Raw genomic sequence first — 26,803 nt, 5'->3', positions numbered from 1 at the left:
GCTACCGGGCAGCACTCGGATCCGTATTGCCGTCCCAGCCGCCACCGAGCGCCGCAATCAACTGCACGCTGGCGATCAAGCGGCTTTGCAGCAGGCTCAGTACGCTGCGCTCATTGCTCAGGGCGGTGGTCTGCACCGTGACCACATCCAGGTAGGCAATCAGTCCGGCCTTGTACTGGTTATCGGTCAGCCGCAGTGACTCACGGGCTGCATCCAGTGCCTGCTGGCGGACTGCTGCTTCGTCCTCCATGACCTTGAGCTGCACCAGGTAGTTTTCCACCTCGCGGAAGCCATCGAGCACGGTCTGGCGGTATTTCGCGACGGTCTGGTCATACACCGCCTCGGTACGGTCGACTTCCGCCGAGCGCTGCCCGCCGTCGAACAGAGTCATCGCCAGTTTAGGCCCCACCGACCAGAATCGGTTCGGCAGGCTGATCCAATTGGCATAGGTACTGCTGCTGTAACCGCCGGACAGGCTCAGGCTCAGGTCCGGGTAGTACGCCGACTTCGCCACACCGATCTTGGCATTGGCGGAAATCACCGCACGCTCCGCCGAGGCGATATCGGGACGCCTCTCCAGCAACTGCGATGGCAGACTCAGCGGAATCTGCGGCAACGCCGGAATATCCTGGGTGGCCACCAGGGTGAATTGCGCCGGTGGTTGACCGGTGAGTACGGCAATTGCGTTTTCGAATTGGGCACGCTGCCAGATCAGGTCAATCAGATCACCCTGGGTACTTTTCAGTTGCGTTTGCGCCTGGGCAATGGCCGCCCTACCGGAAACCCCGAAACGGTATTGGTTCTCGGTGGTTTTCAAGGAGCGCTCGTAAGCCATGACCGTGGCTTCGAGCAGACGCTTCTGCTCATCGATCACTCGCAACTGCAGGTAATTCTGCACCAGCTCCGATTGCTGGCTTAAGCGCATGGCCGCCAGATCGGCAAAGCTCGCCTGGGCGCTGGCCTGATCGGCTTCCAGGCCACGGCGCAACTTGCCCCAAATATCGGCCTCCCAACTGACCCCAAGCTGAGTGTTGTAGGTATCACGTATCCCGCTCGACGAACTGCTCAGGCTTGAGGTGCTACTACCGCTGCCTTGGCTGGAGCGAGTCTTGCCGGCACTCAGGTCGACACTCGGAAAGAATGCGCCGCGCGAGCTGCGCACCAGGGCCTGGGCCTGGCGAAACTGCGCTTCGGACTGGGCCACCGTCTGGTTGCTGCTGTTGAGTTTCGCCACCAGGTCGTTGAGCGTGCGGTCGCCATACAGCTCCCACCAGGCGCCACGAGCCAGCGAATCGCTGGGTTGAGCCTGGCGCCAACCGGACGCCTCCTTGTATTGCTCCGGGGTCTGGGCATCCGGGCGCCGGTAGTCCGGGCCAACAGCACAAGCGCTGAGCAACAGCCCGGCCAAGGCCAGAGTCAGCAGGCGCGAGCCACGGGCCGTCTCAAGGCGTAGGGCTGCCGGTACGGGCGCGTTGCAGTGTGAACGGTCAGTCATAGCGGAGTTTCCAGAGCACCATCGGTACGTACACCGCGCCAGGCGTTAAAGCGGTGGCGCAGCCGGTCGAGATAAAGGTAAACCACCGGAGTGGTATAGAGCGTCAGGATCTGGCTGAAGATCAGCCCGCCAATAATGGTCAAGCCCAATGGCTGGCGCATTTCCGCACCTTCGGCGCTGCTGAGCAGCAACGGCAAGGCGCCGAGGATCGCCGCCAACGTGGTCATCAGGATCGGGCGCAGGCGCAGCAGGCAGGCTTCGCGGATCGAGGCCAGGGGCGCAAGTCCCGAATGCCGCTCCAGTTGCAGGGCCAGATCGATCATCAGAATCGCGTTTTTCTTTACGACACCGATCAGCAGGAACAGCCCGAGCAGGGAAATCAAGCTGAACTCGCCCCCCAGCAGATAGATACTGAGCAAGGCGCCGACACCCGCCGACGGCAAGGTGGAGAGAATGGTCAACGGATGGATGTAGCTCTCGTAGAGAATCCCCAACACCAGGTAGACCGCCACCAGCGCTCCGAGAATCATGAACGGCTGGCTTTTCTGGGTTGCAGCGAAGGCGTTGCTGGTCCCGGCCATTTTGGCAATCACAGACTCCGGCAGGCCGACCTTGGCGACCGCCCGCTCAATCGCTGCGGTGCCCTGCTCCACCGTCACCCCAGGCGCCATGTCGAACGACAGGCTTTGCGAGGCAAACTGGCCCTCATGGTCGACCCGGTCGTCCTGCAGGCTGTTTTCGTAATGGGCGATGGCCGAAAGCGGTATGCGCTGCCCATCGCTGCCGATCACCTTGACCTGCTCCAGAGTTTGCGGGTCTTGGGCATATTTCGGGTTGACCTCCATCACCACCTGATACTGGTTCAGACTGTCATAGATGGTAGAGATCTGGCGCTGGCTATAGGCATTGTTCAGTACCGCCGTGACCATGTTCATGTCGACGCCCAGGCGCTTGGCGGTGTCGCGGTCGACCACCAGGGTGGTCTGTTGGGCGCCACGACCTTCGCGGGCGTCGATGGCGGTGAGTTCCGGCAAGGACCTGAAGGCGGCGACCACCTTCGGATACCACTCGCGCAAGGCCGCCAGGTCGTCGCTTTGCAAGATGTAGGAGTACTGTGAGGTGGTCTGTTCACGACCACCGCCGAACTGCAGGTCCTGGTCGGCCATCAGCATCAGGCGCGCACCGGGAACCTTGGGCATTTCGTTGCGCAGGCGCTCGATCACCTTCTGCGCCGAGACACCACGCGCCTTGATCGGCTTGAGTCGCACCAGCATGAGGGCGTTGTTGGTGCCGCTGTTGCCACCGATGAAGCCGGCCACGCTCTCCACCGCTGGATCGGCCAGGACTGCTTTGCGGAAGATTTCCATCTTCGGCTGCATAATGCCGAATGACAGGCCGTCATCGCCGCGCACAAAACCGATCAACTGCCCGGTGTCTTGCTGTGGCATAAAGGTTTTCGGTACCACCACGTACAGGGCTATATTGACCCCAATGGTGACGAACAGGCTGAGCAACGTCAGGCGCCGATGGCGCAACACCCAGTCCAGGCTGACGGCATAACTGGCGATCATCCGCTCGTTGACGTTCTCGCTCCAGCGCTGCAAGCGCGTGCGCCGCCCCTGGGCATGGGGTTTGAGCCAGCGGGCACAGAGCATCGGGGTCAGGGTCAGGGAGACCAGCAGCGAAACAACAATGGAAGCCGCCAGGGTAATGGAAAACTCGCGGAACAGACTCTCGATGATCCCGCCCATGAACAGGATCGAGAGGAACACCGCCACCAGCGATACGTTCATCGACAGCAAGGTAAAGCCGACTTCCTTAGCCCCCAGGTACGCCGCCTTCATCGGCGCGAGGCCAGCGTCGATGTGCCGGGAAATGTTCTCCAGCACCACGATTGCATCGTCCACCACCAGGCCGGTGGCGAGGATCAGCGCCATCAGCGACAGATTGTTCAGGGAGAACCCGTAGAGATACATGATGGCGAAAGTGCCCACCAACGACACCGGCACCGCCAGGGTCGGAATCAATGAGGCGCGCCAATTGCCGAGAAACAGATAGACCACCAGGACCACCAGGACCACGGCAATCAGCAAGGTCCTCTCGGCTTCATGCAGAGTTGCCTTGATCACCGGCGAACGGTCCATGGCCAGGTTCAGCTTGACGCTGGCCGGCAGCACCGCCTGCAGAGCCGGCAGTTGGGTCTTGATCGCGTTGACCGTCTGGATGATGTTGGCCCCAGCCTGACGATTGATCACCAACAGCACGGCTGCGTCGTTGTTGAAAAAACCGCTGTTGTAACGGTCCTCGACGCTGTCGTTGATCTTCGCCACATCGCCCAGACGCAATGCCGCGCCATCCTGGTAATGGATAATCAGTGGCTCGTAGTCCTTGGCCTTCTCCAACTGGTCGTTGGCCTGTATCTGCCAGTTACGCTGGGCGTCCTCCAGCGAACCCTTGGGTCGGCGCACGTTGGCATTGGCGATGGCGTTCCGCACTTCGTCCAGGGCCACGCCATACTGGTTCAGGGCCTGAGGTTCGAGCTCGATGCGCACCGCCGGCAGCGAGCTGCCGCCAATCTGCACCTCCCCCACTCCTGGCACCTGGGACAGGCTCTGGGACAGGATGGTCGAGGCCAGGTCGTAAAGCTGACCCTTCTGCAACACATCGGAGGTCAGCGATAGCACCATGATCGGCGCTTGGGATGGATTGACCTTCTTGTAGGTCGGCATGCTGCGCATACCGCTGGGCAGCAGGTTGCGCGAGGCGTTGATGGCCGCTTGGACCTCCCGCGCCGCGCCGTTGATATCACGGTCGAGATCGAACTGCAGGATCACCCGGGTCGAGCCCTGACTGGACCGGCTGCTCATGGTGTTGACGCCGGGGATCACGCCGAACGAGCGCTCCAGCGGCGTGGCGACGGTCGAAGCCATGACTTCCGGACTCGCTCCGGGCAGACTGGCCTGGACCACGATCACCGGGAAATCCATCTGCGGCAACGGCGACACGGGCAACAGGCCGAAGCTGACGCCGCCGAGCAGGACAATGGCCAGGCTCAGCAGCAGGGTCGCCACCGGCCGGCGGATAAAGGGGCCGGAAAGGTTCATGTATCCGCCTGTTCCAGGCGACTCGGATGGCGGCCCCAACGCTGTCCGAGACGGTCGAAGAACAGGTAGATCACCGGCGTGGTGAACAGCGTCAGCACTTGGCTGACCAACAGCCCGCCGACCATCACCAGGCCCAAGGGTTGGCGCAGCTCAGCGCCGGAACCGGTCGCCAGCATCAGTGGCACGGCACCGAACAACGCCGCCAGAGTGGTCATCAGGATGGGCCGGAAGCGCAACAGCGCCGCCTGGTAAATCGCCTGCTCGGGCAGCATGCCTTGGTTGCGCTCGGCGTCGAGGGCGAAGTCGATCATCATGATCGCGTTTTTCTTGACGATGCCGATCAGCAATATGATCCCGATGATGGCGATCATGCCCAGGTCATTGCCCGTCAGGATCAGCGCCAGCAAGGCGCCGACCGCCGCCGATGGCAAGGTCGAGAGGATGGTGATCGGATGGATGTAGCTCTCGTAGAGCACGCCGAGCACGATATACATAGTCACTACTGCTGCCAGGATCAGTAGCAAGGTGCTCGAAAGCGACGCCTGGAAAGCTTCGGCGGCGCCCTGAAACTGGGTCTGCACGCCCACCGGCATACCGATGTCCTGCTTCACCTGGTCGATGATTTCGACGCCCTTGCCCAGGGCGATGCCCGGTGCCAGGTTGAACGACATCATCACCGCCGGGAACTGGCCAATATGGGTAATCGCCAATTGCGCCTGGCGCTCCTCGACGCGAGCCAGGCTCGACAGACGTACCTGGCCGCCGTCGCTGGTCTTCACATGGATCTGATCCAGAGCCGCCGGACCGATCTTCTCTCCCGACTGCGCCTGGAGCACCACGCGATACTGACTGGCCTGGGTGTAGATGGTGGAAATCTGCCGTTGGCCAAAGCTGTCGTACAACGCATCGGTGATATTGGCGACCGACACCCCGAGCCGCGACGCGGCGTCCCGGTCGATCGTCAGGTACACTTGCAGGCCTTTGTCCTGCAAATCGCTGGCGACATCGGTCAGTTCCGGGCGCTGGGCCAGAGCCTCGACCAGCCTGTGGCTCCATTCGGCCAACAGGTCGGCATCCGGCGAGGACATGCTGAATTGGTACTGGGTGCGGCTGACCCGGTCCTCGATGGTCAGATCCTGCACCGGCTGCATGTACAGGCGAATCCCCACCTGCTTGTCCAACTCGGGCTGCAAGCGGGCGATCACCTGCGCGGCACTCAGGTCGCGCTCGCGATGGGGCTTGAGGTTGATCAGCAGGCGCCCGCTATTGAGGGTGGCGTTGTCGCCGTCGACGCCGATATAGGACGACAGGCTTTGTACCGCCGGATCGTTGAGGATCACCTTGGCTAACGCCTGCTGGCGTTGGCTCATGGCCGCGAACGACACCGACTGCGGCGCCTCGGAAATGCCCTGGATCACCCCAGTGTCCTGCACCGGGAAAAAGCCCTTGGGCACCGCCAGGTAGAGGAGTACCGTCAGGGCGAGTGTGCCGACGGCAACCAGCAGGGTCAGCGGTTGATGCTTGAGTACCCATTGCAACTTGCGCCCGTAGGACGCGATCAACCAGTCGATCCAGGCCCCGCTCGCACGGTAGAAACGCCCCTGCTCTGCTTCCTTGGGCTCACGCTTGAGCAGGCGTGCGCACATCATCGGGGTCAGGGTCAGGGACACCACCAGGGAAATCAGGATCGCCACCGCCAAGGTGATGGCGAATTCGCGAAACAAGCGCCCCACCACATCGGCCATGAACAGCAGCGGAATCAGCACCGCGATCAGCGACAGCGTCAATGACACCAGGGTGAAACCGATCTGCCTGGCGCCTTTGAGTGCCGCCTGCATCGGGCTATCGCCCTCCTCGATAAAGCGCGAGATGTTCTCCAACATCACAATCGCATCGTCGACCACAAAGCCGGTGGCAATGGTCAGGGCCATCAGGGTCAGGTTGTTGACCGAAAAGCCCGCCAGGTACATCACGCCAAAAGTTCCGACCAACGACAGCGGCACGGCCACCGAGGGAATGATGGTGGCACTGGCCCGGCGTAGAAACAGGAACGTCACCATCACCACCAGAGCAATGGCGATCAGCAGCTCGTGCTGTACATCGGTGACCGAGGCGCGAATGGTCTGGGTGCGGTCGGTGAGTACAGTGACATCGATACCGGCCGGCAGGTTGTCGGTGATGCTCGGCAACAACGCCTTGATCCGGTCGACCACTTCGATCACGTTGGCTCCCGGCTGGCGCTGGATATTGACCAGCACCGCCTGGTTTTCGTTGGCCCAGGCCGCCAGGCGTTCGTTTTCGGCACCATCGACGATCTGCGCCACATCCTTCAGGCGCAACGGTGCGCCATCCTTGTAGGCGAGGATCAACTCGGCGTATTCCTTGGGCGAGCGCAACTGGTCGTTGGCATCGAGCATCGACACCCGGGTGGGGCCGTCGAAGTTGCCCTTGGGCTGGTTGACGTTGGAGGCGCCGATCAAGGTGCGCACATCGGACAGGTTCAGGCCGTTGGCCGCCAGAGCCTCGGGGTTGACCTTGATCCGTACCGCCTGGCGCTGGCCGCCGGCAATGCTGACCATGCCGACACCACTGATCTGGGCGATCTTCTGCGCCATGCGAGTGTCGACCAAGTCATTGAGCTTGGGCAGCAGCATGGTCTTGGAGGTGATCGCCAGGGTCAGCACCGGGGTGTCCGCCGGGTTGACCTTGTTGTACACCGGCGGTGCCGGCAGGTCCTTGGGCAGCAGGTTAGTCGCGGCATTGATCGCCGCCTGGACCTGCTGCTCGGCGACATCCATGTTGATGTCCAGGTTGAAGCGCAGGGTCAGCACGGACGCACCACCGGAACTGGTGGACGCCATCTGGATCAACCCCGGCATCTGCCCGAACTGACGTTCCAGCGGCGCGGTCACCGCACTGGTCATCACATCCGGGCTGGCGCCTGGGTACAGGGTCATAACGCGAATCGTCGGGTAGTCGACCTGCGGCAGCGCCGAGACCGGCAGCAGCCGGTAGGCGATCACTCCGGCCAGGACAATCGCCAACATGCTCAGGGTGGTCGCTACCGGGCGAAGGATAAACAGCCGCGAGAGATTCATGCGCCGACCTTTTTCGCCTTAATATCCGCCGAAGCGTCGTCGCTCTGCGATTTCGCGCCGTGCAGGTGTTCGGTCGGCGTGCTCGGCACGTCCTGGCTGTCGTTGACCACTTCCACCTCGCCGCCGTCCTTGAGACGGTCGGTACCTTCGAGCACGACGCGGTCGCCGGCGCCGAGCCCTTCGGTGATCACCGTGACGTTGCCGTCGCTGGCGCCGACTTTCAGTGGGCGGATCTTGACCTTCTTGTCACCGTCCATGGCGTAGACAAAGGTGCCGTCGTTGCCGAACTGGATCGCCGCGCTCGGTGCCAGCACTACGTTCTTCAGGGTATCGGCAAGCAGGCGCACATTGACGAACTGGTTGGGAAACAGGGTCTGTTCCTTGTTCTCGTAGAGCGCCTTGAACTTTAGGGTGCCAGTGGTGATATCGATCTGATTGTCCAGGCTCTGCAACACCCCGGTAGCTTGCAGCTTCACGTCACTGCGATCCCAGGCCTCGGCAGGCAGGTGCGCGCCGCTGCGAAAACGCGGCAAGACGACGGCCAGGTTATTTTCCGGCAAGGTGAACGCCACGCTGATCGGTTGGGTCTGGGTGATCACCGCCAGCGCTTGACTATCGTTCGCCGCCAGCAGGTTGCCGACATCCAGTTGGCGCAGGCCCAGGCGCCCGGCAATCGGTGCGCGGACCTTGGTGAACTCCAGGTTCAACTTGGCGGCATCGACCGCCCCCTGGTTGTTCTTGACCATGCCCTGGTACTGCAGCACCGTGGCTTCGGCGGTATCCAGGGTCTGCTTGGCGATACTGTCCTCGGCATACAACCCGCGATAGCGTTGCAGGTCGACCTGGGCATTTTTCAGTTGCGCCTGGCTCTGCAACAAGGTGCCCTGGGCCTGCAGCAAGGCACTTTGGTAGTTGCGCGGGTCGATCTCGGCCAGCACATCGCCGGCCTTGACCATTTGTCCTTCCTGGAAATAAATCTTGACCAGTTGCCCCGCTACCTGCGAGCGCACATTGACCGTGTTGAGCGCGGTCACCGTGCCCAGTGCCTTGTAGTAAAGTGGGAAATCGCCAACGGTGACCGGCGCTACGCGCACCGGTACCGGCCCCGCCGAAGCACCGAAACCGGGGCGCATCATGCCGCTCTTGCCGGTACGCCCAACAGGTTGGCGTTCGGCCTTATGGTCCCCGGCGGGCCAGAAATGCCAGCACAGCGCCGCGATGATCAGCAGGGTCAGCAGGCCGAATAGCCAGCGACGGGAATTGCGAGGAGCAGAGGATTGCATGGAGTGATCAACCATTGTGCGAGCGCTTCTTCCTTAGGAGGCTGAAAGATAAGCACTCGGAGGTTTCAAGCAAAGCGCCTTTACCGGCAATTTACCTTCGCCTGACGTTCTTCAGCCTTCGACTAAGGCACTGAAGCACAAATAAAAACGGCCTGGACAGAGGCAGGCCGTCAATAATTGTAAAAGCGCTTAACGCAGCACCTCGAGCGCCGCGGCATAATCGGGCTCTTGACCGATATCGGCGACCAGTTCGCTGTGCAGCACCTGGTCTTGCTCATTGAGGACCAGCACCGCACGGGCTGTCAGGCCGGCAAGCGGGCCATCGGCGATGGCCACGCCATAATTGATCATGAATTCGCCACCGCGCAGGGTCGACAAATTGAATACTTCGCCCAGCCCTTCCGCCCCGCAGAAGCGCGCCTGCGCGAACGGCAGGTCGGCGGAAATGCACAACACCACGGTATTGGTCAACTCATTGGCCCTGGCATTGAAAGTCCGGACCGACTTGGCACAGGTTGGCGTATCGATGCTCGGGAAGATATTCAGCACTTTGCGCTGACCGGCAAAATCCTCCAGGGAAATATCGTCCAGGTCCTGGTTCACCAGGGAAAACGCCGGTGCCCGGGTCCCTGGACGCGGCAACTCACCGTTGATCTGAACCACTACGCCCCTGCGCGTCACTTGTGCCATGACCTGAATCCTCCTGAATGAAGAGATGAAAAGATCGAAGTTAACCACGATACGATCTTACGACCTACCGGCAAACACAATTTGTCACACCAGAGCGCCACTGAAGCACGTTCAACGATTTTTCGCAGCACGCTTGGCCACGAAAAACGGCCTGGGCAGAGCCAGGCCGTCGGGCACCACCGCAACCTTTACTTAAGCACGGCAAGGGCCGCTTGGTAATTGGGCTCGTCGGCGATTTCCTTGACCAGCTCGCTGTGTAGGACATTGTCGTTTTCGTCCAGCACCACGACCGCACGGGCGGCCAGGCCGCTCAGTGGGCCGTCAGCGATGGCCACGCCATAGTTCTCGATAAACTCACGACCACGCAGGGTCGACAGGCTTTGGACATTTTCCAGGCCTTCGGCACCGCAGAAACGCGCCTGGGCGAACGGCAAGTCAGCCGAGATGCACAACACCACGGTGTTGGCCAGGTCGCTGGCCTGAGCGTTGAATTTGCGCACGGAGGTGGCGCAGGTCGGTGTATCGACGCTTGGGAAAATGTTCAGCACTTTGCGCTTGCCGGCAAAGCTGCTCAGGGTAACGTCGGCCAGACCGGCGTTTACCAGCGAAAAGGCAGGTGCCTTGGAGCCGGCTGATGGCAGTTGACCTGTGACTTGAACCGGATTGCCTTTGAGGGTGACTTGAGCCATGAACGAAATCCTTCCAGACGTTTTTTGAAGAGGCCGAAATTAAACACAACAGTGTTTGGCGACCTCAAGGGACGCACAAAGTGTCATACGATCCCTGGCGTGGCAAACCTGAAAAACAGCTTTTTAGTGTAGGAACGGGAGCAAAGCGCCGTTGCCCACTTCCGAGCTCGCTCAAGCGCGTTCGCGAGGAATCAGGCTCTGCAACTGCGCGGCAAGGAAATTGGCATCGAACGCGAAGATGTCCGGGTCTTTCAGACCATTGGTCTTGCGCCACTGCCAGTCCCCTGTACCCGGCACACCCACCAGTGAAACGCTGCCATAACGCGCCGCGGTCAAGCCCACCACCGCCAGGGAAATCGCGCCACCGGCCCCCATCACTTCGGGGACGAACTCCACCGCCTTGCCGACGATATGAATGCTCAGTTTCTGCGTCTTGAAGGTCGAGGTTTCCACCGCGACGCCAGCACCGAAGGCCACATACTCTTCGCGTCGTACTTCCAGCAGATGCGGCGCCTTGACCGGCTCCAGCCAGTGTTCGATATGATCGAACAACTCGCCAATCCGCGCGGTCCAGTGGGCCGACTGACTGTCGAACAGTTGTCGCTTATGTGCTTCGCTCTCGGCGTAGTGCCGAAGCATTTCCCCCAGTTGCCGTATGTCGTCCATTGAGCCGCTCCTCGGGTGAACCTGAATCGAAGTTACGATCATGGCAGATCGTATCCGCAGGCGTACAACTAACTCATGAACAGCACCCACAGTATCGACAGGAGCACCACATGCGTACCATCGGCCTTATCGGCGGCATGAGCTGGGAGTCCAGCGCCGAGTATTACCGGATCATCAACCAGCGGGTTCGCTCGCGGCTAGGCCCGTTGCGCTCGGCGTCGTTGCTCATGTACAGCGTCGACTTCGGACCTGTCGAACAAGCCCAGCACGCGGGACGCTGGGACGAAGCTGGGTTGATCCTGGAGAACGCCGCGCAGCGCCTGCAGGCGGGTGGCGCCGAATGCGTCGTACTCTGCACCAACACCATGCATCGGGTCGCAGAGCAAATCCAGGCAGCAGTGGACATACCCCTCCTGCATATCGCCGAGCCGGTCGGACAAGCTGCCCTCGACGCCGGAGCACGCACCGTGGGGCTGCTCGGCACCGCGTTCACGATGGAGCAGCACTTTTTCAAGCAGCGGCTGGCCGCCCTGGGCCTGGAGGTACTGGTGCCCGAGCCCGACGAGCGCCAGGCCGTGCACCGGATCATCTATGAGGAACTCTGCGTCGGTATCATCAGCGAGCACTCGCGCCAGGCTTACCGGCGACTGATTGACGGATTAGCCGCCCGCGGCGCCCAGGCAGTGATTCTCGGCTGCACGGAAATCAGCCTGCTGATCAAGCCCGAGCACAGCGACCTGCCGCTGTTCGACACGACCGAGTTACACGCCATGGCGGCCGTGGAGTTTGCACTCGGCTAGCTCGTGGTAACCATCAGCGCAGGCAGCATACCTTCCCCGACCGTTCAGCCAAGGTTCAGCTATTGTCAATGAAAGCGGTTTAGCAATGAGTATCATTATGTTACAAATTACCATTCATTTTGTAACGGACATGATAACCGCATGCTGGTTCCCTTTCTGATCATGTTGCGCGAAGGCATCGAAGCCGCGCTTATTGTTGGCATCATTGCCAGCTACCTCAAGCAGACCGGCCGGGGCCAGTGGATGCCCGCCGTGTGGGTCGGCGTTTTCCTCGCGGCTGCCCTCGCCCTCCTGGTCGGAGGCGGCCTGGAGCTGATGAGCGCCGAATTCCCGCAAAAGCAACAGGAACTCTTCGAAGGTATCGTCGGCCTGGTCGCCGTCGGCATCCTCAGCTCGATGGTGTTTTGGATGCGCAAAGTCGCACGCTCCATCAAACACTCCCTGCATATTTCCCTCGACCACGCCCTGGCTGGCTCCAAGCATCAGGTCTGGGCATTGATTGCCATGGTGTTTTTCGCCGTGGCCAGGGAAGGCCTGGAAACCGTGTTCTTCCTACTGGCGGTGTTCCAACAGAGCGAAGGCCCGAGCGCCCCAATCGGCGCCCTACTCGGCCTGAGCCTGGCGATTTTCATCGGCTTGGCCATCTACACCGGCAGCATGCGTCTGAACCTGGGCCTGTTCTTCCGCTGGACTGGCTTGTTCATTCTGGTGGTCGCCGCCGGTATCCTCGCCAATGCGGTACAGGCGCTGCATGAAGCCGGCTTGTGGAATCACCTGCAGGGCGTGGTTTTCGATATCAGTGCCACGCTACCGATGGATGGCCCGACCGGTTCGGTCCTGGCCGGCATGTTGGGTTACCAGGACGCCCCGACCGTCAGTGTCGTGAGCGCCTACTTGCTGTATCTGGTGATCGCGCTGGTGATGTTTTTCATCCCGGCTGCATCACCACCCCCCAAGCACACTTCTTCCGTTCCCAATCAGTAAGGTTACCCATGTCCAACCCTGCAACTGGCAAGCTGCCCCGAGCCTTGCGCTGGGCAGTAGCCGGCTCGGTGATCGTGATGATCGCAGCCGGCGGACTGTTCTATTACGCCTCGCAACTGGCGGCGAGCAAACGCCAGGGCCAGCACCACGAAATCAGCGTCAGCATCCTGTCCCACGGTTGCGAGCCCAACGCACTGACTGTTCCGGCAGGGTTGAACCGCTTCCGGATTCTCAACAAGTCGGATCGCGCGGTGGAATGGGAAATCCTCGACGGCGTGCTGGTGGTCGAAGAGCGCGAGAACATCGCTCCCGGCCTGAGCCAGGTGATCAGGGCCAACCTCGCTCCAGGCGACTATATGATTACCTGCGGACTGCTGAGCAATCCACGTGGCACGCTGCACGTGACCTCGACCGCCGCCTCGACAGCAGCTGCCCAGGCGCGCCCGCCGATGACCGCCTTTATCGGCCCGCTGTCGGAATTTCGCGTCTATCTGAGCACCCAAGGCAGTGCCCTGATCCAGGCGGTCGACGCGCTACAGCAAGCTATCGCCGCCGGCGACCTGATCCAGGCCCAGGCACTCTATGCGCCGGCCCGCGCCGCCTATCAACGTCTGGCACCTGCCGCCCAACGTTTTTCCGAGCTGGACAACGCTATCAACGCCCGCGCCGACTACTACGAACAACGCGAACAGGATCCTGGCTTCGGTGGCTTTCATCGCCTTGAATACGGGCTGTTTCAACAACGCCACCTCGCCGACCTGCTGCCGATTGCCCTGCGCCTGCAAGCCGATGTGACCCACCTCAAGCAACAGCTGCTGGGCCAGTCGCTGCCACCCGAGCAACTGATCAGTCTGGTAGCCCGGAACATACGCAGCATCGCCGACCGCCGTGGCATCAGCGGTGAGGAAGAACGCTACAGCCATGTCGACCTCGACGGTTTCGCCGCCAACCTGCAAACCACGCGCAAGGTCATCGACCTCCTGCGGCCATTACTGGTGAAATCGGCCGCCGATCTGCTACCCAAGCTCGACGAGGCCACCGTTGCCCTCGAAGCCGAATTCAACGGCCTGAAGATTGCCAGTGGCTACGTGACCTATGACACCGTCGGCGCCGAGCAGCGCCAGCAGATCGCCGACAAGGCCAAGGTCGTGGCCGATGCACTCGAAGGAATCGATCCCGCCCTTGGCCTCTCTGGCCTGTAATTGAGCAGACGACCCGAACATGAGCGATTTACCACCCCGCAACAACGAGTTTTCCGCCGACCGCCGTCGTGTCCTACTGGGCATGGGCGTAGCCGGCGCGGCAATCGCTGGCAGCGCCCTGAGCTGCCCGGCCATGGCCGCTGCCGCACAGACCCGGTTGACACAAGCCCAAGTGACCCAGGCGCCGAGTAGCGATAAGACCCAGGACCGCCACGATTTCCACGGTCGGCACCAGACCGGCATCGTCACGCCGCGTCCGGCAGCCGGGATGATCGTCGCCTTCGACGTCCTCGCCAGCGACCGCGCAGACCTTGAGCGGCTGTTCCGCACCCTCAACCAACGCATCGCCTTCCTGATGAGCGGTGGCGCGGTAAAGCAGCTCGACCCGAAGCTGCCACCCGTGGACTCAGGGATTCTCGGCCCGGTCGTCACTCCGGACAACCTGACCATTACCGTCTCTGTCGGCGACTCGTTGTTCGATGAGCGTTTCGGCCTGGAGGCCGCCAAGCCCAAGCGCTTGAGCCGGATGATCGGTTTCCCCAACGATGCCCTGCAACCTGACCTGTGCCACGGTGATCTGAGTATCCAATTCTGCGCGAACACGCCGGACACCAACATCCACGCCCTGCGCGATATCGTCAAGAACACCCCGGACCTGTTGCTGGTGCGCTGGAAGCAGGAAGGTACGGTACCGCCCCAGGCCCCGACCCAGCCCGGCGAGCCGGCTCAGAGCGCGCGCAATTTTCTCGGTTTCCGTGACGGCTCGGCCAACCCGGACTCCAACGACAACACCGTCATGGACCGTGTCGTCTGGATCCAGCCCGGCAGCGACGAGCCCGCCTGGGCCAGCCATGGCAGCTACCAGGCAGTACGCATCATCCGCAACCTCGTGGAGCGCTGGGACCGCACTCCCCTGCAAGAGCAAGAGAGCATCATTGGCCGCATCAAGAGCTCGGGCGCACCGATGGACGGCCAGAAGGAAACCCAGGTACCGGACTACACCAAGGACCCTGAAGGCAAGCTGACCAAGCTCGATGCCCACATCCGCCTGGCCAACCCGCGTACCGCCGAGACCCAGCACAATCTGATCCTGCGCCGCCCGTTCAACTACTCCAACGGCGTGAGCAAGAACGGTCAACTGGAGATGGGCCTGCTGTTCATCTGCTATCAGGCCAACCTGGAGCAAGGTTTTATCGCGGTCCAGACACGGCTCAACGGCGAGCCCCTGGAGGAATATCTCAAGCCGATCGGTGGCGGTTATTTCTTCACCTTGCCGGGGGTCGCGAACGATCAGGACTTCATCGGTCGCTCGCTACTTTCGGCAACATCAGCAAAAAAACAGCTTAATCCTTAACTCACCCGGAAACGTCCCATGAAAAAGTCGCCTCTTGCTTGGTTGTTGGCTCTCGGCCTGGTTCACGCTCCGCTCTCGGCTTTCGCGGCCACTGCGCCCTTGGACCTGGTGGGGCCGCTCTCGGACTACAAGATCTACGTCACAGAACAGCTCGACGAGCTGGCCAACAAAACCCAGCAGTTCACCGATGCCGTGAAGAAAGGCGACCTGGCCACCGCGCAGAAACTCTACGCGCCGACCCGTGTTCACTACGAGTCGATCGAGCCGATCGCTGAGCTGTTCAGTGATCTCGACGCGGCTATCGACTCCCGTGTCGATGATCATGAGCAAGGCGTCAAGGCCAAGGACTTCACCGGTTTTCACCGCATCGAATACAGCCTGTTCTCCGAGAAGACCACCGATAGCCTGGGCGAACTGGCCGATGGCTTGAACGCCAACGTCAAAGAGCTACAGGCCCGTGTTGCCGACCTGACCTTCCCGCCCGAGAAAGTCGTGGGCGGCGCCGCCACCTTGCTCGAAGAAGTGGCCGCGACCAAGATTTCCGGTGAAGAAGACCGCTACAGTCACACCGACCTCTATGACTTTCAAGGCAACATCGACGGTGCGAAGAAAATCGTCGAACTGTTCCGCCCGCAGATCGAGCAGCAGGACAAGGCCTTCGCCGCCAAAGTCGACAAGAACTTTGCCGCAGTGAACAAGATCCTGGCCAAGTACAAAACCGAGGACGGTGGTTTCCAGACCTATGACAAGGTCAAGGACGCCGACCGCAAGGCGTTGGTCGGCCCGGTCAACACCCTGGCCGAAGACCTGTCGACCCTGCGCGGCAAGTTGGGTCTGAACTGAGTAAACAGGAACACGCCCAGTCACCGATATCGGTGACTGGGCTTTCCAACAGTGCTCCAGGATCAGGGGTATACGCCAACAGGAGCGGTGATGGACTTAGCATAGGCAGACATCGCCGCAGCTCTTTCACCCCACAACCTAGTCATATCCGCGGTTTTTGCATTGCCTAGTGGACGACCGCTACCATCCAGAACAAAAGGCGTCGAATAATAATTAACATTATTTCCACATAGAAAAGTTGCCGATGTGCCATTACTGAATCCAAACTTATAATTATCAGTGCCACCCGTATTGCAGTGCCCGCCGCCGACATTATGCCCGATTTCATGCCGAAATGCGGCAGGCTGGGCAGTTCTCTGAATACTATAACGGCCAGGCGCATAAGCAATGCCCCCCGCCGCATCACCTGTAGGCATATTAAAATACCCGGCAACCATATCAGCCCCGGACTCAAGAATACCATTCTTGAAAATACTCGTGACCAAGCTAAGAGTTGTCTCAGTGACCGGATAATCCTCGTTGACAATCTGGGTGCCCACTAACCTGAGACGCACCGTATCGGCTCTTGAATTTCGCAGTCCCAAGTTTGCACTTTCGATTTGCGCAAGTGCAAAAGCGGTAGCGTCTCCCACCCGATCAGCGACAGACTTCGAGAACCCGGCCAATACATCGACAATGATCCGGCCATTACAATCATGATCAACCAGCAGGCTGTTTACCGAGTTATCCGCGACAAAGGACAAATCCTCGAACTGCGCATCGGACTCAACGGTGTCCGGGGTAAGATAATCATATTTTTCTTCCTTGATCCAGGTTTGTGCTCCGTTGGCGCTACCAATGATAGTTCCACGGTTTTCCGGAGTATCGAGAAATGCAACAAAACTACCGTCGGCGCGAATGGCAACAATCAGAGCCCCAAAATCGCCATTATCCTTTATCAAATTCGCGCTGCTTACCTGATAATCTTCATAGATGTTCCTGAGTTCCAACATGGAAGGGCGAACGCCCTTGAGTAACGACGAGAGCTGCCCGGTCGGCGATTTCGAGAGCAATGATTGAATGTCCGGAAAACGCCCCTCAGGCAGCTTGGCCTGTTGGCTGGTATCGGCCATTGCCAGGTCGCTCAGCGAGGTTACCGGACTCCTCCCTGTCCAACATCCGCTGGCGGCGGTATGCCACCAGGCATTCTCCCGCGTGTTGGTTGGGTAATAATGTGTGGCTTATGCAGCACCATTGAATTTTGAAACAAAGCGCTTTGTATGACCGAGCCCATGTATTGCGCCGACATAAGAGAACTCGCTCCAGGATTTCGGATCATTAAAAGTCCCGGCATGTGCCCCACGAAAAAGCCACCAGGCATTATCGGCGCCAGCAGGTGGATAGTAACAGGTCGAGCATGCACTACCGTTGAACCTGGCCTCATAGAAACCGGTATTTCCCCGATGTATCGCTCCTACATAGGTAGTTTCACTCCAGGACTTCGGATTCGAATACAAACCCGAATTCACACCGCGAAAGAACCACCAGGCATTATCGGCTCCAGCGGGCGGGTAGTAACAGGTCGGGCATGCGCCACCGTTGAATCTTGCCTCATAAAAACCATCATTGCCCTTATGTATCGCCCCTATAAAGGTGGCCTCGCTCCAGTGCTTCGGGTCTGCATAAGTGCCGGCTGCCCTGGCTGCGTCGGGATTATTTTCGGAAGCTGTCGTTGGCAGCTCATCCGTGGAGGAATCCGACAACGACCCCTCCCGAGAGAAAGAGCAGCCTTGGAATAATATCAATGTTACAAGTAGATAAAAAATACCGGCACGCATCGCAACTCTCCAAGGGCACTGAGCCTCTATCATTAGGCTCTCTCGGAATCGAAAAGTACTGGAGAGACAGCCATAGGACTGAAACTACATACATGCGCGACAATCATCTACTGTCAAAAATAACAGGTATTTATATTATTTAATAATAACACTTAGCCCTTTTGATACGAGTTGACAATGTGCCACCCATCAGGCAATCAGAGCATCCGATACAACAATCTTTCGATCTTCACCCGACTGACCCGCCGCAGGAACTTGCTCACCGCCTCCGGATATTGCGCCAGAGTATCCAGCTCCTTGAAGCTGTCGATGCGCCGCGCGTTCTCGAAAATCAACGCCAGTTCCCGAGCCCGTGGCGCCAGTAATTCGCTGCGCGGGTCGTCGATCAGCAAGGCGTTTTCCAAGTCCAGGCGGAATGCCCGAGGATTGAGGTTGTTACCGGTCAGCAAGGTATAACGCTGGTCGATCCACATACCCTTGAGGTGGTAGGTATTCTCGCCATCGCACCACAGATGCAAGTTCAACAGACCGCTGTCGATGGCCGCCTGATGACGTTTGGCAAAGCGTCGCAGGCTGATCTCATACAGGTACGGCAATGCCGCGATGACCCTGAACGGCTGGCTCGGTGGAATGTAGAAATCGTTGGCGATCTTGTCGCCGACGATGATGTCGATCTTCACCCCGCGCTCCAGAGCCCGGTTGATTTCCCGTACCACCGCCAGCGGCAGGTTGAAGTACGGTGTACAGAGAGTCAGTTGCTGCTGACTGGTGGCGATCAGTTCGCAGATCACCCGGTTCAGCGGATTGTTTTTCCCCAGGCCCAGCAGTGGGCTGACCGAAAGACTGAAGCTCGGCGCGACACCGGCATGGGTATCGTATTGGGCCTTTTTCAGCCGGGCGCGCAAATCGCCGATATTGCCACGCAGGCTGCGGGTGCTCGGCAAGGTCGGCAAGTCCAAGCGGCAGACCGCATGGGAGGCCAGCAACTCTTCACGCACCAGACTCTGCATGGAGTCGGCCAAGACGCGATTGTGCAACAGGTGATAGCGATCGAAGCGGTACTTGTCGAACTTGTGCAAGTAGACGTTGTTCAGGCTGGCGCCGCTGTAGATCACGCAATCATCGATCACAAACCCCTTGAGGTGCAGCACGCCGAACAACTCACGAGTCTGCACCGGCACGCCGTAGATCGGCACTTCGGTGCTGTGGTTACGGGTTTGCGCCTGATACCAGGCGCTGTTGCCCGGCTGCTTGCCGGCACCGATCAGGCCCCGCTGGGCCCGCAGCCAGTCGACCACGACGACGATCTCCAGCGCCGGATGGGCTGCCTTGGCCGCATGCAGCGCATCGAGAATCTCCTGCCCCGCCTCGTCCTCCTGCAAGTACAACGCCACCAGGGTGATGCGTCGCCGTGCTCCGGCGATCTTCTCTAACAGGCAGCGCCGGAATTCGGCGGCGCCCGACAGGATGGTCAACGCATCGGCAGCCAGGGGAAAACCGCGCAGTTTGGGCAGCAAGGAGCGTTTGAAGAGCGACGGCATAAGGCTCGCTAAGGGTCGAATGCGAAGAACCCGAGAGCTTACACCATGCATCGCTTTTTGCGTGTGTCTTGCAACCGGGCACTGCTGTCACGCTTTCGGCTCCTTTCGCCATCGGTCCGATAGGCCAAAACAAATTCAGGCCCTCCCTTGTAACACAGCAAAACTTGGCCTATCTAATGGCCTACTGACATCAATTTTGTTTCTTTCGCTAAGGAAATCTGAATGCCCCGCTCGTTGACAATCGCCAAACGCCTTGGATTGGGATTTGGGCTGGTACTTTCGCTGTTGATTCTGGTGACTCTGATTGGGGTCAATCGCGTGGGCTTGATCGACTCGACCCTGACCAACGTCAGTGACGACAGTGCGGTCAAGCAACGTTACGCCATCAACTTCCGCGGCAGTGTGCATGACCGCGCCATTGCCATTCGCGATGCGGTGCTGGTCCGCGATGGCGCCGGCCTGGAAACCCATCTGCGCGCTATCGAACGGCTGAACGCCGATTACCAAGCCTCGGCCCAGCCGATGGACGCGATCTTTTCCCACATGGGTGCCTCCGACGCCGAACGGCGCCTGCTCGATGACATCAAGGACAGCGAGCGCACCACCCTGGCCCTGACCGCTCGCTTGCTCGACCTGCGCAAGCAGGGCGACATGGACAAGGCCCAGGCTTTTCTGCTGTCCGACATTTCCCCGGCCTATACGCAATGGCTGAAACGCATCAACGCGCTAATCGATTGGGAGGAGGCCTCGATCGGCACACTACTGGCGCAAGTGCGCACCACCGCCAGCCATTTCGCCACCCTGATGCTACTGACCACCAGCGTCGCCGTGCTGCTCAGCGTGTTGGTCTCGTTACTGATCATCCGCAACCTCAAGTCGACCCTCGGCGCGGAGCCGGAAGCGGTTGCCGACTCGATCCGCCAACTGGCCAACGGTCAACTCGACGGCGAGATCGAGACTCGCTATCCCAACAGTGTCATGGGAGCGCTGAAGACCAGTAACCAGCGTCTGGCTGAAACCATCCACCAAGTGCGCGCGGTGGCCCACGATCTGATGGGCTCCTCCAACCAATTACTGGCCAGCTCCGACAACAACAACGAGCAGATGCGCGTGCAGACCGGGGAAACCCAGCGCATGGCCAGCGCGATCAACCAAATGGCGGTCACGGTTCACGAAATCGCCGGCTACGCGCAGAAAGCCGCGCTGGCCAGCAATGCCGCCGATCAAGCGGTGGAAAGCGGCAAACAGGTGGTCGAAACCACCGCTGGCGATATGCAGCGCCTGGCTTTGGTGCTGGATCAGGCCGCTGACTCCGTGGGTCAAGTGTCCCATGACAGCCAGGCCATCGAGAATGTGGTGGCGGTGATCAACTCGATTGCCGAACGGACCAACCTGTTGGCCCTCAACGCCGCTATCGAAGCGGCACGAGCCGGTGAAGCCGGGCGCGGTTTTGCCGTGGTGGCCGATGAAGTCCGCTCCCTGGCGACCCGTACCCAGGATTCGACCCGGGAAATCCGCGAAATGGTTGCCCAGTTGCAGTCCGGTGCCGGCAAGACCGCCGAGATCATGCGCAATAGCCGCGAAATGGCCCAGCAAACCGTCGAACACACCCGTCTCGCCGAAGGCGCGCTGATCCGGATTCGGGAGGAAGTCGGCGCGATCAACGACATGAACGCGCAGATCGCCAGCGCCTCTACCCAGCAAGGCGTCGCGGCTCAGGAAGTGAACCAGAACATCAATCGCATTCACGACGCGGCCATGGAAACCTCAGTCGGCTCCAACCAGGTGGCCCGCTCCAGCCGTGAGTTGTCGCTACTGGCTGACAGCCTGACGCAGAAAGTCAGCTTCTTCAAAGTTTGAACCAATGCTTTCACGGTTGCCAGGGACGGCGATACTCTTCTTGCCAGTGTATGGCGACAACAAAGATTGATCAGGGAGAACGACCGTTCTACTCTGCATCCCCTAAACCAAAATCTACCTGATGTTTTCGCGCACAAGCCAGGCGAACGCGGGCCAGCACGTTGCTGGTGCTCTGAGGGTGTCATGCTCCGGGAATCATCGCTTGATCTGGATGGCGACTTGTGGAGCGCTACGCGTATCGCTTGAACGCAGTGCGACAACGAGTCTGAACTCAACCTCATTGGAAACATTGAAATGTCATCAAACGCAGACGTCCGCCCGCCACTTCCACCCTTCACTCGAGAATCGGCAATTGAGAAAGTTCGCCTCGCCGAAGACGGCTGGAACTCCCGTGACCCGGAACGAGTTTCCCTGGCCTATACCCTGGACACCCGCTGGCGTAACCGTACCGAATTCGCCAACAACCGCGAGGAAGCCAAGGCTTTCCTGACCCGCAAATGGGCCAAGGAACTCGATTATCGGCTGATCAAGGAACTCTGGGCCTTTACCGACAACCGTATTGCGGTGCGTTACGCTTATGAATGGCATGACGACTCGGGCAATTGGTTCCGCTCCTATGGCAACGAAAACTGGGAGTTCGCCGAGAATGGCCTGATGGCCCGTCGTTTCGCCTGCCTCAACGACTTGCCGATCAAGGCTGAGGAGCGCAAATTCCACTGGCCTTTGGGACGTCGCCCCGATGATCATCCGGGCCTGTCGGAGCTGGGTCTGTAACCACCCTCTCGCCGTTGTCGCCCGACTCATCGCTCCCAAGCTCAGGGCTGGAGCGATCAGGCTAACCCATCCGGCAACAAATGAATAAACTCCGAATATCGCGTGTTCAATCGATACCACCACCGAGGATTGCTCATGTACACCGTCTCCCTGCCCCTGGGCAACTCGCCCACCCGGCGCCATGACCGCCTGACCATCGGCCTGCACTGGCTGACCGCACTGCTGGTGATTTATCTCTTCGCCAGCTCGCAGATCTGGGCTCAACTGGAGCGCGGTACACCGTTACGCAAAGACCTACAGTCGCTGCATATCTCCTGCGGCATCTTGTTGGCGCTAATCGTCCTCACCCGGATCACCTGGCGCCTGTTCGCCGCGCGCCGCTTGCCCGCCCAGCAGCGCGGCGCCATGGATGGCCCGGCCAAACTCGCCCACTGGGCGCTTTATGGATTGTTGCTGACACAGATCTGCCTGGGTTTCGCCTTTCGCTGGGCCCAGGGTGAGCCTTTCCGTTTTTTTGGCCTGATGGATATCCCGACACTGGTCAGCCTCGACCGCTCGCTGCGCCCGCTACTGTCCGGCCTGCACGAACAAGTGGCATGGATTATCGTGATACTGGCGGGCTTGCACGCGATCATGGCCCTGGTGCATCACTATGTTCTGGGCGACGATACCTTACGACGAATGTTGCCGGGCACCCGCCTGAAATAACTTTCGAATTCTGGGAGTCAAATCCGACGCACGGACGCTCTCCAGGTTGCCGACAGCGGAGCAGTATCCATGAACCTTCGTAACCGCACATTCACCGCTCCCCTCCTCACGGCCGGTTGCCTGGTGGCTGCGCTGTCGGGCAGCCTGGCGCTCGCTTCCGACGACGCCCTGCAACCGCCCAAGCCCACATGCACCGATCAACAGGTGTGGAACCCGCAAACCAACCAGTGCGATCCACGGGTGACCAGCACCACCCCCGATCAGGGCCGCGCCGACCACGCCTACAACCTGGTCAAGGACAAGCCGTATCAGCAAGCGTTGAACGGACTCAACAGAGCAGTTGCAGACCATCAAATCACTCAGCGGCAGCCGGTGTGAAGAATATGAGGCGCAAAAAAGACAGTTATCTTTGTCTGCTTGACGGTACCCCATTGAACTCCCATCCGAGAACCCAGGAATGCTCTCCACCGCCAGCCTGCCAGCCTTGAACGACCCACGTTGCGCGTTGATCGTGATCGACGTGCAGAACGACTTTATCCCCGGTGGTCAACTGGCCGTTACCGGTGGCGACGAAATCGTGCCGCTGATCAATCGCCTGGCGAGCCGCTTTGGCAATGTAATCATCACCCAGGACTGGCACCCCGCCGGCCACGCCTCGTTCGCCAGCAGTCATCCGGGACGCGCGCCCTTCGATACCGTGCAACTGGCCTACGGCACCCAGGTGCTGTGGCCCGACCACTGTCTGCAAGGCAGCCATGGCGCCGAACTGCATGTCGAGCTGTACCTGCCCCACGCTCGACTGATAGTGCGCAAGGGCAGCAACCCTGGCATCGACAGCTACTCGGCGTTTGTCGAAGCCGATCGCAAGACCCCGACCGGCCTGGCGGGATATCTCAAGGAATGCGCTATCGACACGGTGTACCTCACCGGCCTGGCCCTGGACTACTGCGTGGCCTGGTCCGCCCTGGATGCCCGTGCGGCGGGATTCACCACGATCCTGATCCCCGACGCCTGCCGCGCCATCGACCTGAACGGCTCCTTGCAACGAGCCATGGCGCAGATGGAGGCGGCGGGCGTGCAGTGTATGGATTCATTGAGCCTGGTTGCGCTGAATCAGTAGGGCTGAGCAATCATCAACGAGACTTGCCGCGTATTCCCCAACGGCGGTCGCTTCGCAGGTCGAGCGGGTCCGGCTGCGCCCTGGACAACCGACAAACATGGCGTTGCGGTACTTATCGCCCAGCAGCCAGCTTCCACACCCGGGCGATGTCGCGAGCCCTTGCCGACAGCAACGGTGCGGCTTGCGCGCAGGCCTGTTCCAGGCTCATCGGGCCGGACGCCAGGGCAAATGCCGCATCGACACCGTGTTGGTACATCTGTTCATAACCCTCGCCCAGGGTTCCGGCGAGGACGATGACCGGCACTCCGTATTGGCGGGCAATCCGCGCCACGCCAAAGGGCGTCTTGCCTCGCAGCGTCTGCGCATCGAAACGCCCTTCGCCGGTGATCACCAGATCGGCACCCTGCATCGCTTGCGCCAGGCCCACCAGTTCCGCGACCACGTCCACGCCTGGCCGGAATCGTGCGCCAAGGAACGCCTTGGCCGCAAACCCCAGTCCCCCAGCCGCGCCGCTGCCGGGCTCAGCGCGCACATCCTTGGGCATTACCCCGGCGCACAGGTCGGCGAAATGGCCGAGCGCGGCATCCAGTTCCCGGACCTGAGCCGGTGTGGCGCCTTTCTGTGGGCCGAAGATCACCGAGGCACCCTGCTCGCCACACAGGGGGTTGTTCACATCGGCGGCGATTTCGAAACGCACCTCGGCCAGGCGCGGGTCCAGCCCGGCCAGTTCGATTCGCCGCAAGTCCGTCAAGGCTCGGCCACCGTGTGCCAGTTCTCGGCCCTGAGCGTCGAACAGGCCCAGGCCCAACGCTTGCAAGGCGCCAGCGCCAGCATCGTTGGTGGCGCTGCCGCCGATGGCGAGGATGATTCGTCGAGCTCCCGCATCAAGGGCCGCGCCAATCAACTGGCCCGTGCCAAAGGTGCTGCTGATGCAGGCATCCCGTTGGCCAGGCGGCAACAATTGCAAGCCACTGGCCTTGGCCATCTCGATAATCGCGGTCTGGCTTGCAGCCAGCCAGCCCCAATGAGCCTGTACCGACCTCCCCAATGGTCCTTGAACCGTGGCCTCGCGCCACTCGCCGTCGCAGGCCGCCAGCACCGACGCCACCGTGCCTTCGCCACCATCGGCCATCGGGCACTGTATCAACTGTGCTTCTGGCAACACCTCGACCAGCCCCTCGGCAATGGCCTTGGCCACCGCGTCGGCGCTCAGGCTGTCCTTGAAGGAATCAGGCGCGATGATGATTTTCATGGGGAGCACTCTCCGGTTCTTATGGCGCCCCTGCGGCCCACCGGAACAGGTGCGGCAACGCCAGGGTGGTCGGGACTCACTGGGCGATCCACCTTACTCTTGCAGCGCAAAAGATCATAATGGCGCGACCGTTTATGGCTTATGGGGCGAAGTCTTCCTTGAACCGATTCGGTCCATTGCCTCTTTCACCTCGATTGATTGGTTTTTTTGCCACCCGCCCCGCTCAGACGTCGATATCAGATTTAGTGAATACCTGGCTGCCATTTCTCCCGCTACCTTGTCAGATACTGGCAAATTATTTGAGGGATTGCTCAACATCGGGCTTCTGGTATCTGATTGAAGCCTCTGCGTCACCACAAAAGGACGTCAATCATGAATTATCGCACCCTCGGCCAATCCGGCCTCAAGGTTTCCACACTGACCCTCGGCAGTATGATGTTCGGCGAACAGACCGACACTGAAACTTCACTGCGTATCATCGACAAAGCCTGGGATCAGGGGGTCAATTTCATCGACACGGCGGATGTCTACAATGCCGGGCGTTCGGAGGAAATCGTCGGTGAAGGAGTGGCCCGCCACCGGCACGACTGGATCATTGCCTCCAAGGTCGGCATCGGCCCGACAGACGGAATACCGAACCGCGGTGGCCTGAGCCGCAAGCACATCTTCAATGCCATCGACGCCAGCCTCACCCGGCTTGGCACCGATTACCTGGATATCTACTACCTGCACCGCGAGGACCACGACACGGCGCTGGAGGTTACGGTAGCGGCCATCGGCGACCTGCTACGCCAGGGCAAGATCCGCCACTGGGGCCTGTCGAACTATCGTGGCTGGCGCATCGCCGAGGTGATTCGCGTCGCCGAACGGCTCGGGGTCGACTGGCCTGTGATCAGTCAGCCGCTGTACAACATTGTCAACCGCCAGGCCGAGACCGAGCAAATCACCGCCGCTGCGGCTTACGGCCTCGGCGTAGTGCCCTACAGCCCGCTGGCCCGTGGCGTGCTCAGCGGCCAGTACGCTCCCGATATCGCGCCGGATGGTAACAGCCGAGCTGGCCGCCGGGACAAGCGGATCCTGGAAACCGAGTGGCGGGTGGAGTCCCTGCGCATCGCCCAGCAGATCCAGCAATACACCCAAGACCGTGGCGTGGGCATTGTCGAGTTCGCCATCGCCTGGGTACTGAACAACGCGACAGTCAGCTCGGCGATTGTCGGCCCGCGCACCGAAGCGCAATGGGACCGTTACACCCAGGCGTTGGCGGTACGGATCAGCACCGAGGACGAAGCCTTTATCGATTCGCTGGTGACGCCGGGGCATGCCTCGACGCCAGGCTTCAACGATGTCAGCCACTTTGTGTCCGGGCGCCGGGCGCTGAGCCGCTGAGACAGACGATACAACCGGATCGCGTTTGCTCGACAGCATCGAAGCTCCCTTTTGGTAAAACGCCCACTGTCTACCCTTGGGCGTTTGCCAGGCCGAAATTGACTGACAGAACTCGCCACATGGGCCACCAGCGCCGC

General features: G+C 60.4%; 23 protein-coding genes. 12 read left to right on the top strand and 11 right to left on the bottom strand.

Annotated features, from left to right (window positions below; genetic code table 11):
- Position 1 precedes the first annotated feature (1 nt).
- The 7 genes from BMX68_RS18890 to BMX68_RS18860 form a co-directional block, all read right to left on the bottom strand.
- Positions 2-1,495, bottom strand: coding sequence for an efflux transporter outer membrane subunit (locus BMX68_RS18890; protein ID WP_017131881.1), 1,494 nt, complete (start codon positions 1,493-1,495; stop codon positions 2-4).
- A complete protein-coding gene (locus tag BMX68_RS18885; RefSeq protein WP_017131882.1) occupies positions 1,492-4,599 on the bottom strand; it encodes an efflux RND transporter permease subunit in 3,108 nt (1,035 codons plus the stop codon). Before BMX68_RS18885 ends, BMX68_RS18890 begins: the two co-directional genes overlap by 4 nt.
- Positions 4,596-7,697, bottom strand: coding sequence for an MdtB/MuxB family multidrug efflux RND transporter permease subunit (locus BMX68_RS18880; RefSeq protein ID WP_017131883.1), 3,102 nt, complete (start codon positions 7,695-7,697; stop codon positions 4,596-4,598). The genes BMX68_RS18885 and BMX68_RS18880 overlap by 4 nt, the downstream gene beginning before the upstream one ends.
- Positions 7,694-8,995, bottom strand: coding sequence for an MdtA/MuxA family multidrug efflux RND transporter periplasmic adaptor subunit (locus BMX68_RS18875; protein ID WP_026013168.1), 1,302 nt, complete (start codon positions 8,993-8,995; stop codon positions 7,694-7,696). The genes BMX68_RS18880 and BMX68_RS18875 overlap by 4 nt, the downstream gene beginning before the upstream one ends.
- A 174-nt stretch (positions 8,996-9,169) precedes the next feature.
- Positions 9,170-9,670 (bottom strand): thiol peroxidase, encoded by a 501-nt coding sequence (gene tpx / locus BMX68_RS18870; RefSeq protein WP_017131885.1) that lies wholly within the window; start codon positions 9,668-9,670, stop codon positions 9,170-9,172.
- A 188-nt stretch (positions 9,671-9,858) separates the two neighbouring features.
- Entirely contained in the window at positions 9,859-10,359 is a 501-nt protein-coding gene (gene tpx, locus BMX68_RS18865) for a thiol peroxidase (protein WP_017131886.1), read from the bottom strand.
- A gap of 171 nt (positions 10,360-10,530) precedes the next feature.
- Positions 10,531-11,025 carry a hypothetical protein gene (locus BMX68_RS18860; RefSeq protein ID WP_017131887.1) on the bottom strand — a complete coding sequence of 165 codons (495 nt, stop codon included), beginning with the start codon at positions 11,023-11,025 and terminating at the stop codon, positions 10,531-10,533.
- A 110-nt stretch (positions 11,026-11,135) separates the two neighbouring features.
- Between BMX68_RS18860 and BMX68_RS18855 the strand changes: the two genes are divergently transcribed.
- The 5 genes from BMX68_RS18855 (at position 11,136) to efeO (BMX68_RS18835) (ending at position 16,208) form a co-directional block, all read left to right on the top strand.
- Positions 11,136-11,825 (top strand): aspartate/glutamate racemase family protein, encoded by a 690-nt coding sequence (locus BMX68_RS18855; protein ID WP_017131888.1) that lies wholly within the window; start codon positions 11,136-11,138, stop codon positions 11,823-11,825.
- 141 nt (positions 11,826-11,966) lie between these two features.
- Complete coding sequence (gene efeU, locus BMX68_RS18850) at positions 11,967-12,809, top strand: iron uptake transporter permease EfeU (RefSeq protein ID WP_017131889.1); 843 nt, start codon at positions 11,967-11,969, stop codon at positions 12,807-12,809.
- 8 nt (positions 12,810-12,817) lie between these two features.
- Positions 12,818-14,011: an iron uptake system protein EfeO gene (gene efeO, locus BMX68_RS18845; protein ID WP_017131890.1), complete on the top strand. Its 1,194-nt coding sequence runs from the start codon at positions 12,818-12,820 to the stop codon at positions 14,009-14,011.
- Positions 14,012-14,030: 19 nt separating this feature from the next.
- Positions 14,031-15,365, top strand: coding sequence for an iron uptake transporter deferrochelatase/peroxidase subunit (efeB, locus tag BMX68_RS18840; RefSeq protein ID WP_017131891.1), 1,335 nt, complete (start codon positions 14,031-14,033; stop codon positions 15,363-15,365).
- 18 nt (positions 15,366-15,383) lie between these two features.
- The gene (gene efeO / locus BMX68_RS18835) at positions 15,384-16,208 is read left to right on the top strand and encodes an iron uptake system protein EfeO (RefSeq protein WP_017131892.1); all 825 of its coding nucleotides are present in this window, start codon (positions 15,384-15,386) and stop codon (positions 16,206-16,208) included.
- A 62-nt stretch (positions 16,209-16,270) separates the two neighbouring features.
- Here efeO (BMX68_RS18835) and BMX68_RS18830 read toward each other — a convergent pair whose 3' ends face one another.
- The 3 genes from BMX68_RS18830 to pssA all read right to left on the bottom strand — a co-directional run bounded on the left by BMX68_RS18830 (position 16,271) and on the right by pssA (position 19,566).
- Positions 16,271-17,320, bottom strand: coding sequence for a hypothetical protein (locus BMX68_RS18830; protein ID WP_017131893.1), 1,050 nt, complete (start codon positions 17,318-17,320; stop codon positions 16,271-16,273).
- Between the two features lie 108 nt (positions 17,321-17,428).
- Positions 17,429-18,025 carry a hypothetical protein gene (locus BMX68_RS25630; protein ID WP_143063323.1) on the bottom strand — a complete coding sequence of 199 codons (597 nt, stop codon included), beginning with the start codon at positions 18,023-18,025 and terminating at the stop codon, positions 17,429-17,431.
- A gap of 197 nt (positions 18,026-18,222) precedes the next feature.
- Complete coding sequence (gene pssA, locus BMX68_RS18825; protein WP_060782336.1) at positions 18,223-19,566, bottom strand: CDP-diacylglycerol--serine O-phosphatidyltransferase; 1,344 nt, start codon at positions 19,564-19,566, stop codon at positions 18,223-18,225.
- A gap of 222 nt (positions 19,567-19,788) precedes the next feature.
- Between pssA and BMX68_RS18820 the strand changes: the two genes are divergently transcribed.
- From BMX68_RS18820 to pncA, 5 genes are all read left to right on the top strand, one after another.
- On the top strand, positions 19,789-21,426 hold the full coding sequence (locus BMX68_RS18820; protein ID WP_060782335.1) for a methyl-accepting chemotaxis protein: 1,638 nt from the start codon (positions 19,789-19,791) through the stop codon (positions 21,424-21,426).
- Positions 21,427-21,720: 294 nt separating this feature from the next.
- A complete protein-coding gene (locus BMX68_RS18815; RefSeq protein WP_017131895.1) occupies positions 21,721-22,200 on the top strand; it encodes a nuclear transport factor 2 family protein in 480 nt (159 codons plus the stop codon).
- Positions 22,201-22,335: 135 nt separating this feature from the next.
- On the top strand, positions 22,336-22,908 hold the full coding sequence (locus tag BMX68_RS18810; RefSeq protein WP_017131896.1) for a cytochrome b: 573 nt from the start codon (positions 22,336-22,338) through the stop codon (positions 22,906-22,908).
- A gap of 69 nt (positions 22,909-22,977) precedes the next feature.
- Positions 22,978-23,286 carry a hypothetical protein gene (locus BMX68_RS18805; RefSeq protein WP_017131897.1) on the top strand — a complete coding sequence of 103 codons (309 nt, stop codon included), beginning with the start codon at positions 22,978-22,980 and terminating at the stop codon, positions 23,284-23,286.
- Positions 23,287-23,365: 79 nt separating this feature from the next.
- On the top strand, positions 23,366-24,028 hold the full coding sequence (gene pncA / locus BMX68_RS18800; RefSeq protein ID WP_017131898.1) for a bifunctional nicotinamidase/pyrazinamidase: 663 nt from the start codon (positions 23,366-23,368) through the stop codon (positions 24,026-24,028).
- Positions 24,029-24,140: 112 nt separating this feature from the next.
- On the opposite strand, the gene BMX68_RS18795 is transcribed toward pncA, so the two are convergent.
- Positions 24,141-25,280, bottom strand: a complete 1,140-nt coding sequence (locus tag BMX68_RS18795) for a glycerate kinase (protein ID WP_017131899.1) — start codon at positions 25,278-25,280, stop codon at positions 24,141-24,143.
- Here BMX68_RS18795 and BMX68_RS25625 point away from each other — a divergent pair.
- Together BMX68_RS25625 and BMX68_RS18790 are read left to right on the top strand one after the other, a co-directional pair.
- On the top strand, positions 25,267-25,620 hold the full coding sequence (locus BMX68_RS25625; protein WP_143063322.1) for a hypothetical protein: 354 nt from the start codon (positions 25,267-25,269) through the stop codon (positions 25,618-25,620). The two genes, BMX68_RS18795 and BMX68_RS25625, sit on opposite strands and share 14 nt — an antisense overlap.
- A gap of 32 nt (positions 25,621-25,652) precedes the next feature.
- Positions 25,653-26,666: an aldo/keto reductase gene (locus BMX68_RS18790; RefSeq protein ID WP_017131900.1), complete on the top strand. Its 1,014-nt coding sequence runs from the start codon at positions 25,653-25,655 to the stop codon at positions 26,664-26,666.
- Positions 26,667-26,803 lie beyond the last annotated feature (137 nt).

Source organism: Pseudomonas agarici, from assembly GCF_900109755.1.
Taxonomy (GTDB): domain Bacteria; phylum Pseudomonadota; class Gammaproteobacteria; order Pseudomonadales; family Pseudomonadaceae; genus Aquipseudomonas; species Aquipseudomonas agarici.
Note: the sequence above shows the minus strand (reverse complement) of the source record. Positions and strands in the feature narration are given on the sequence as shown.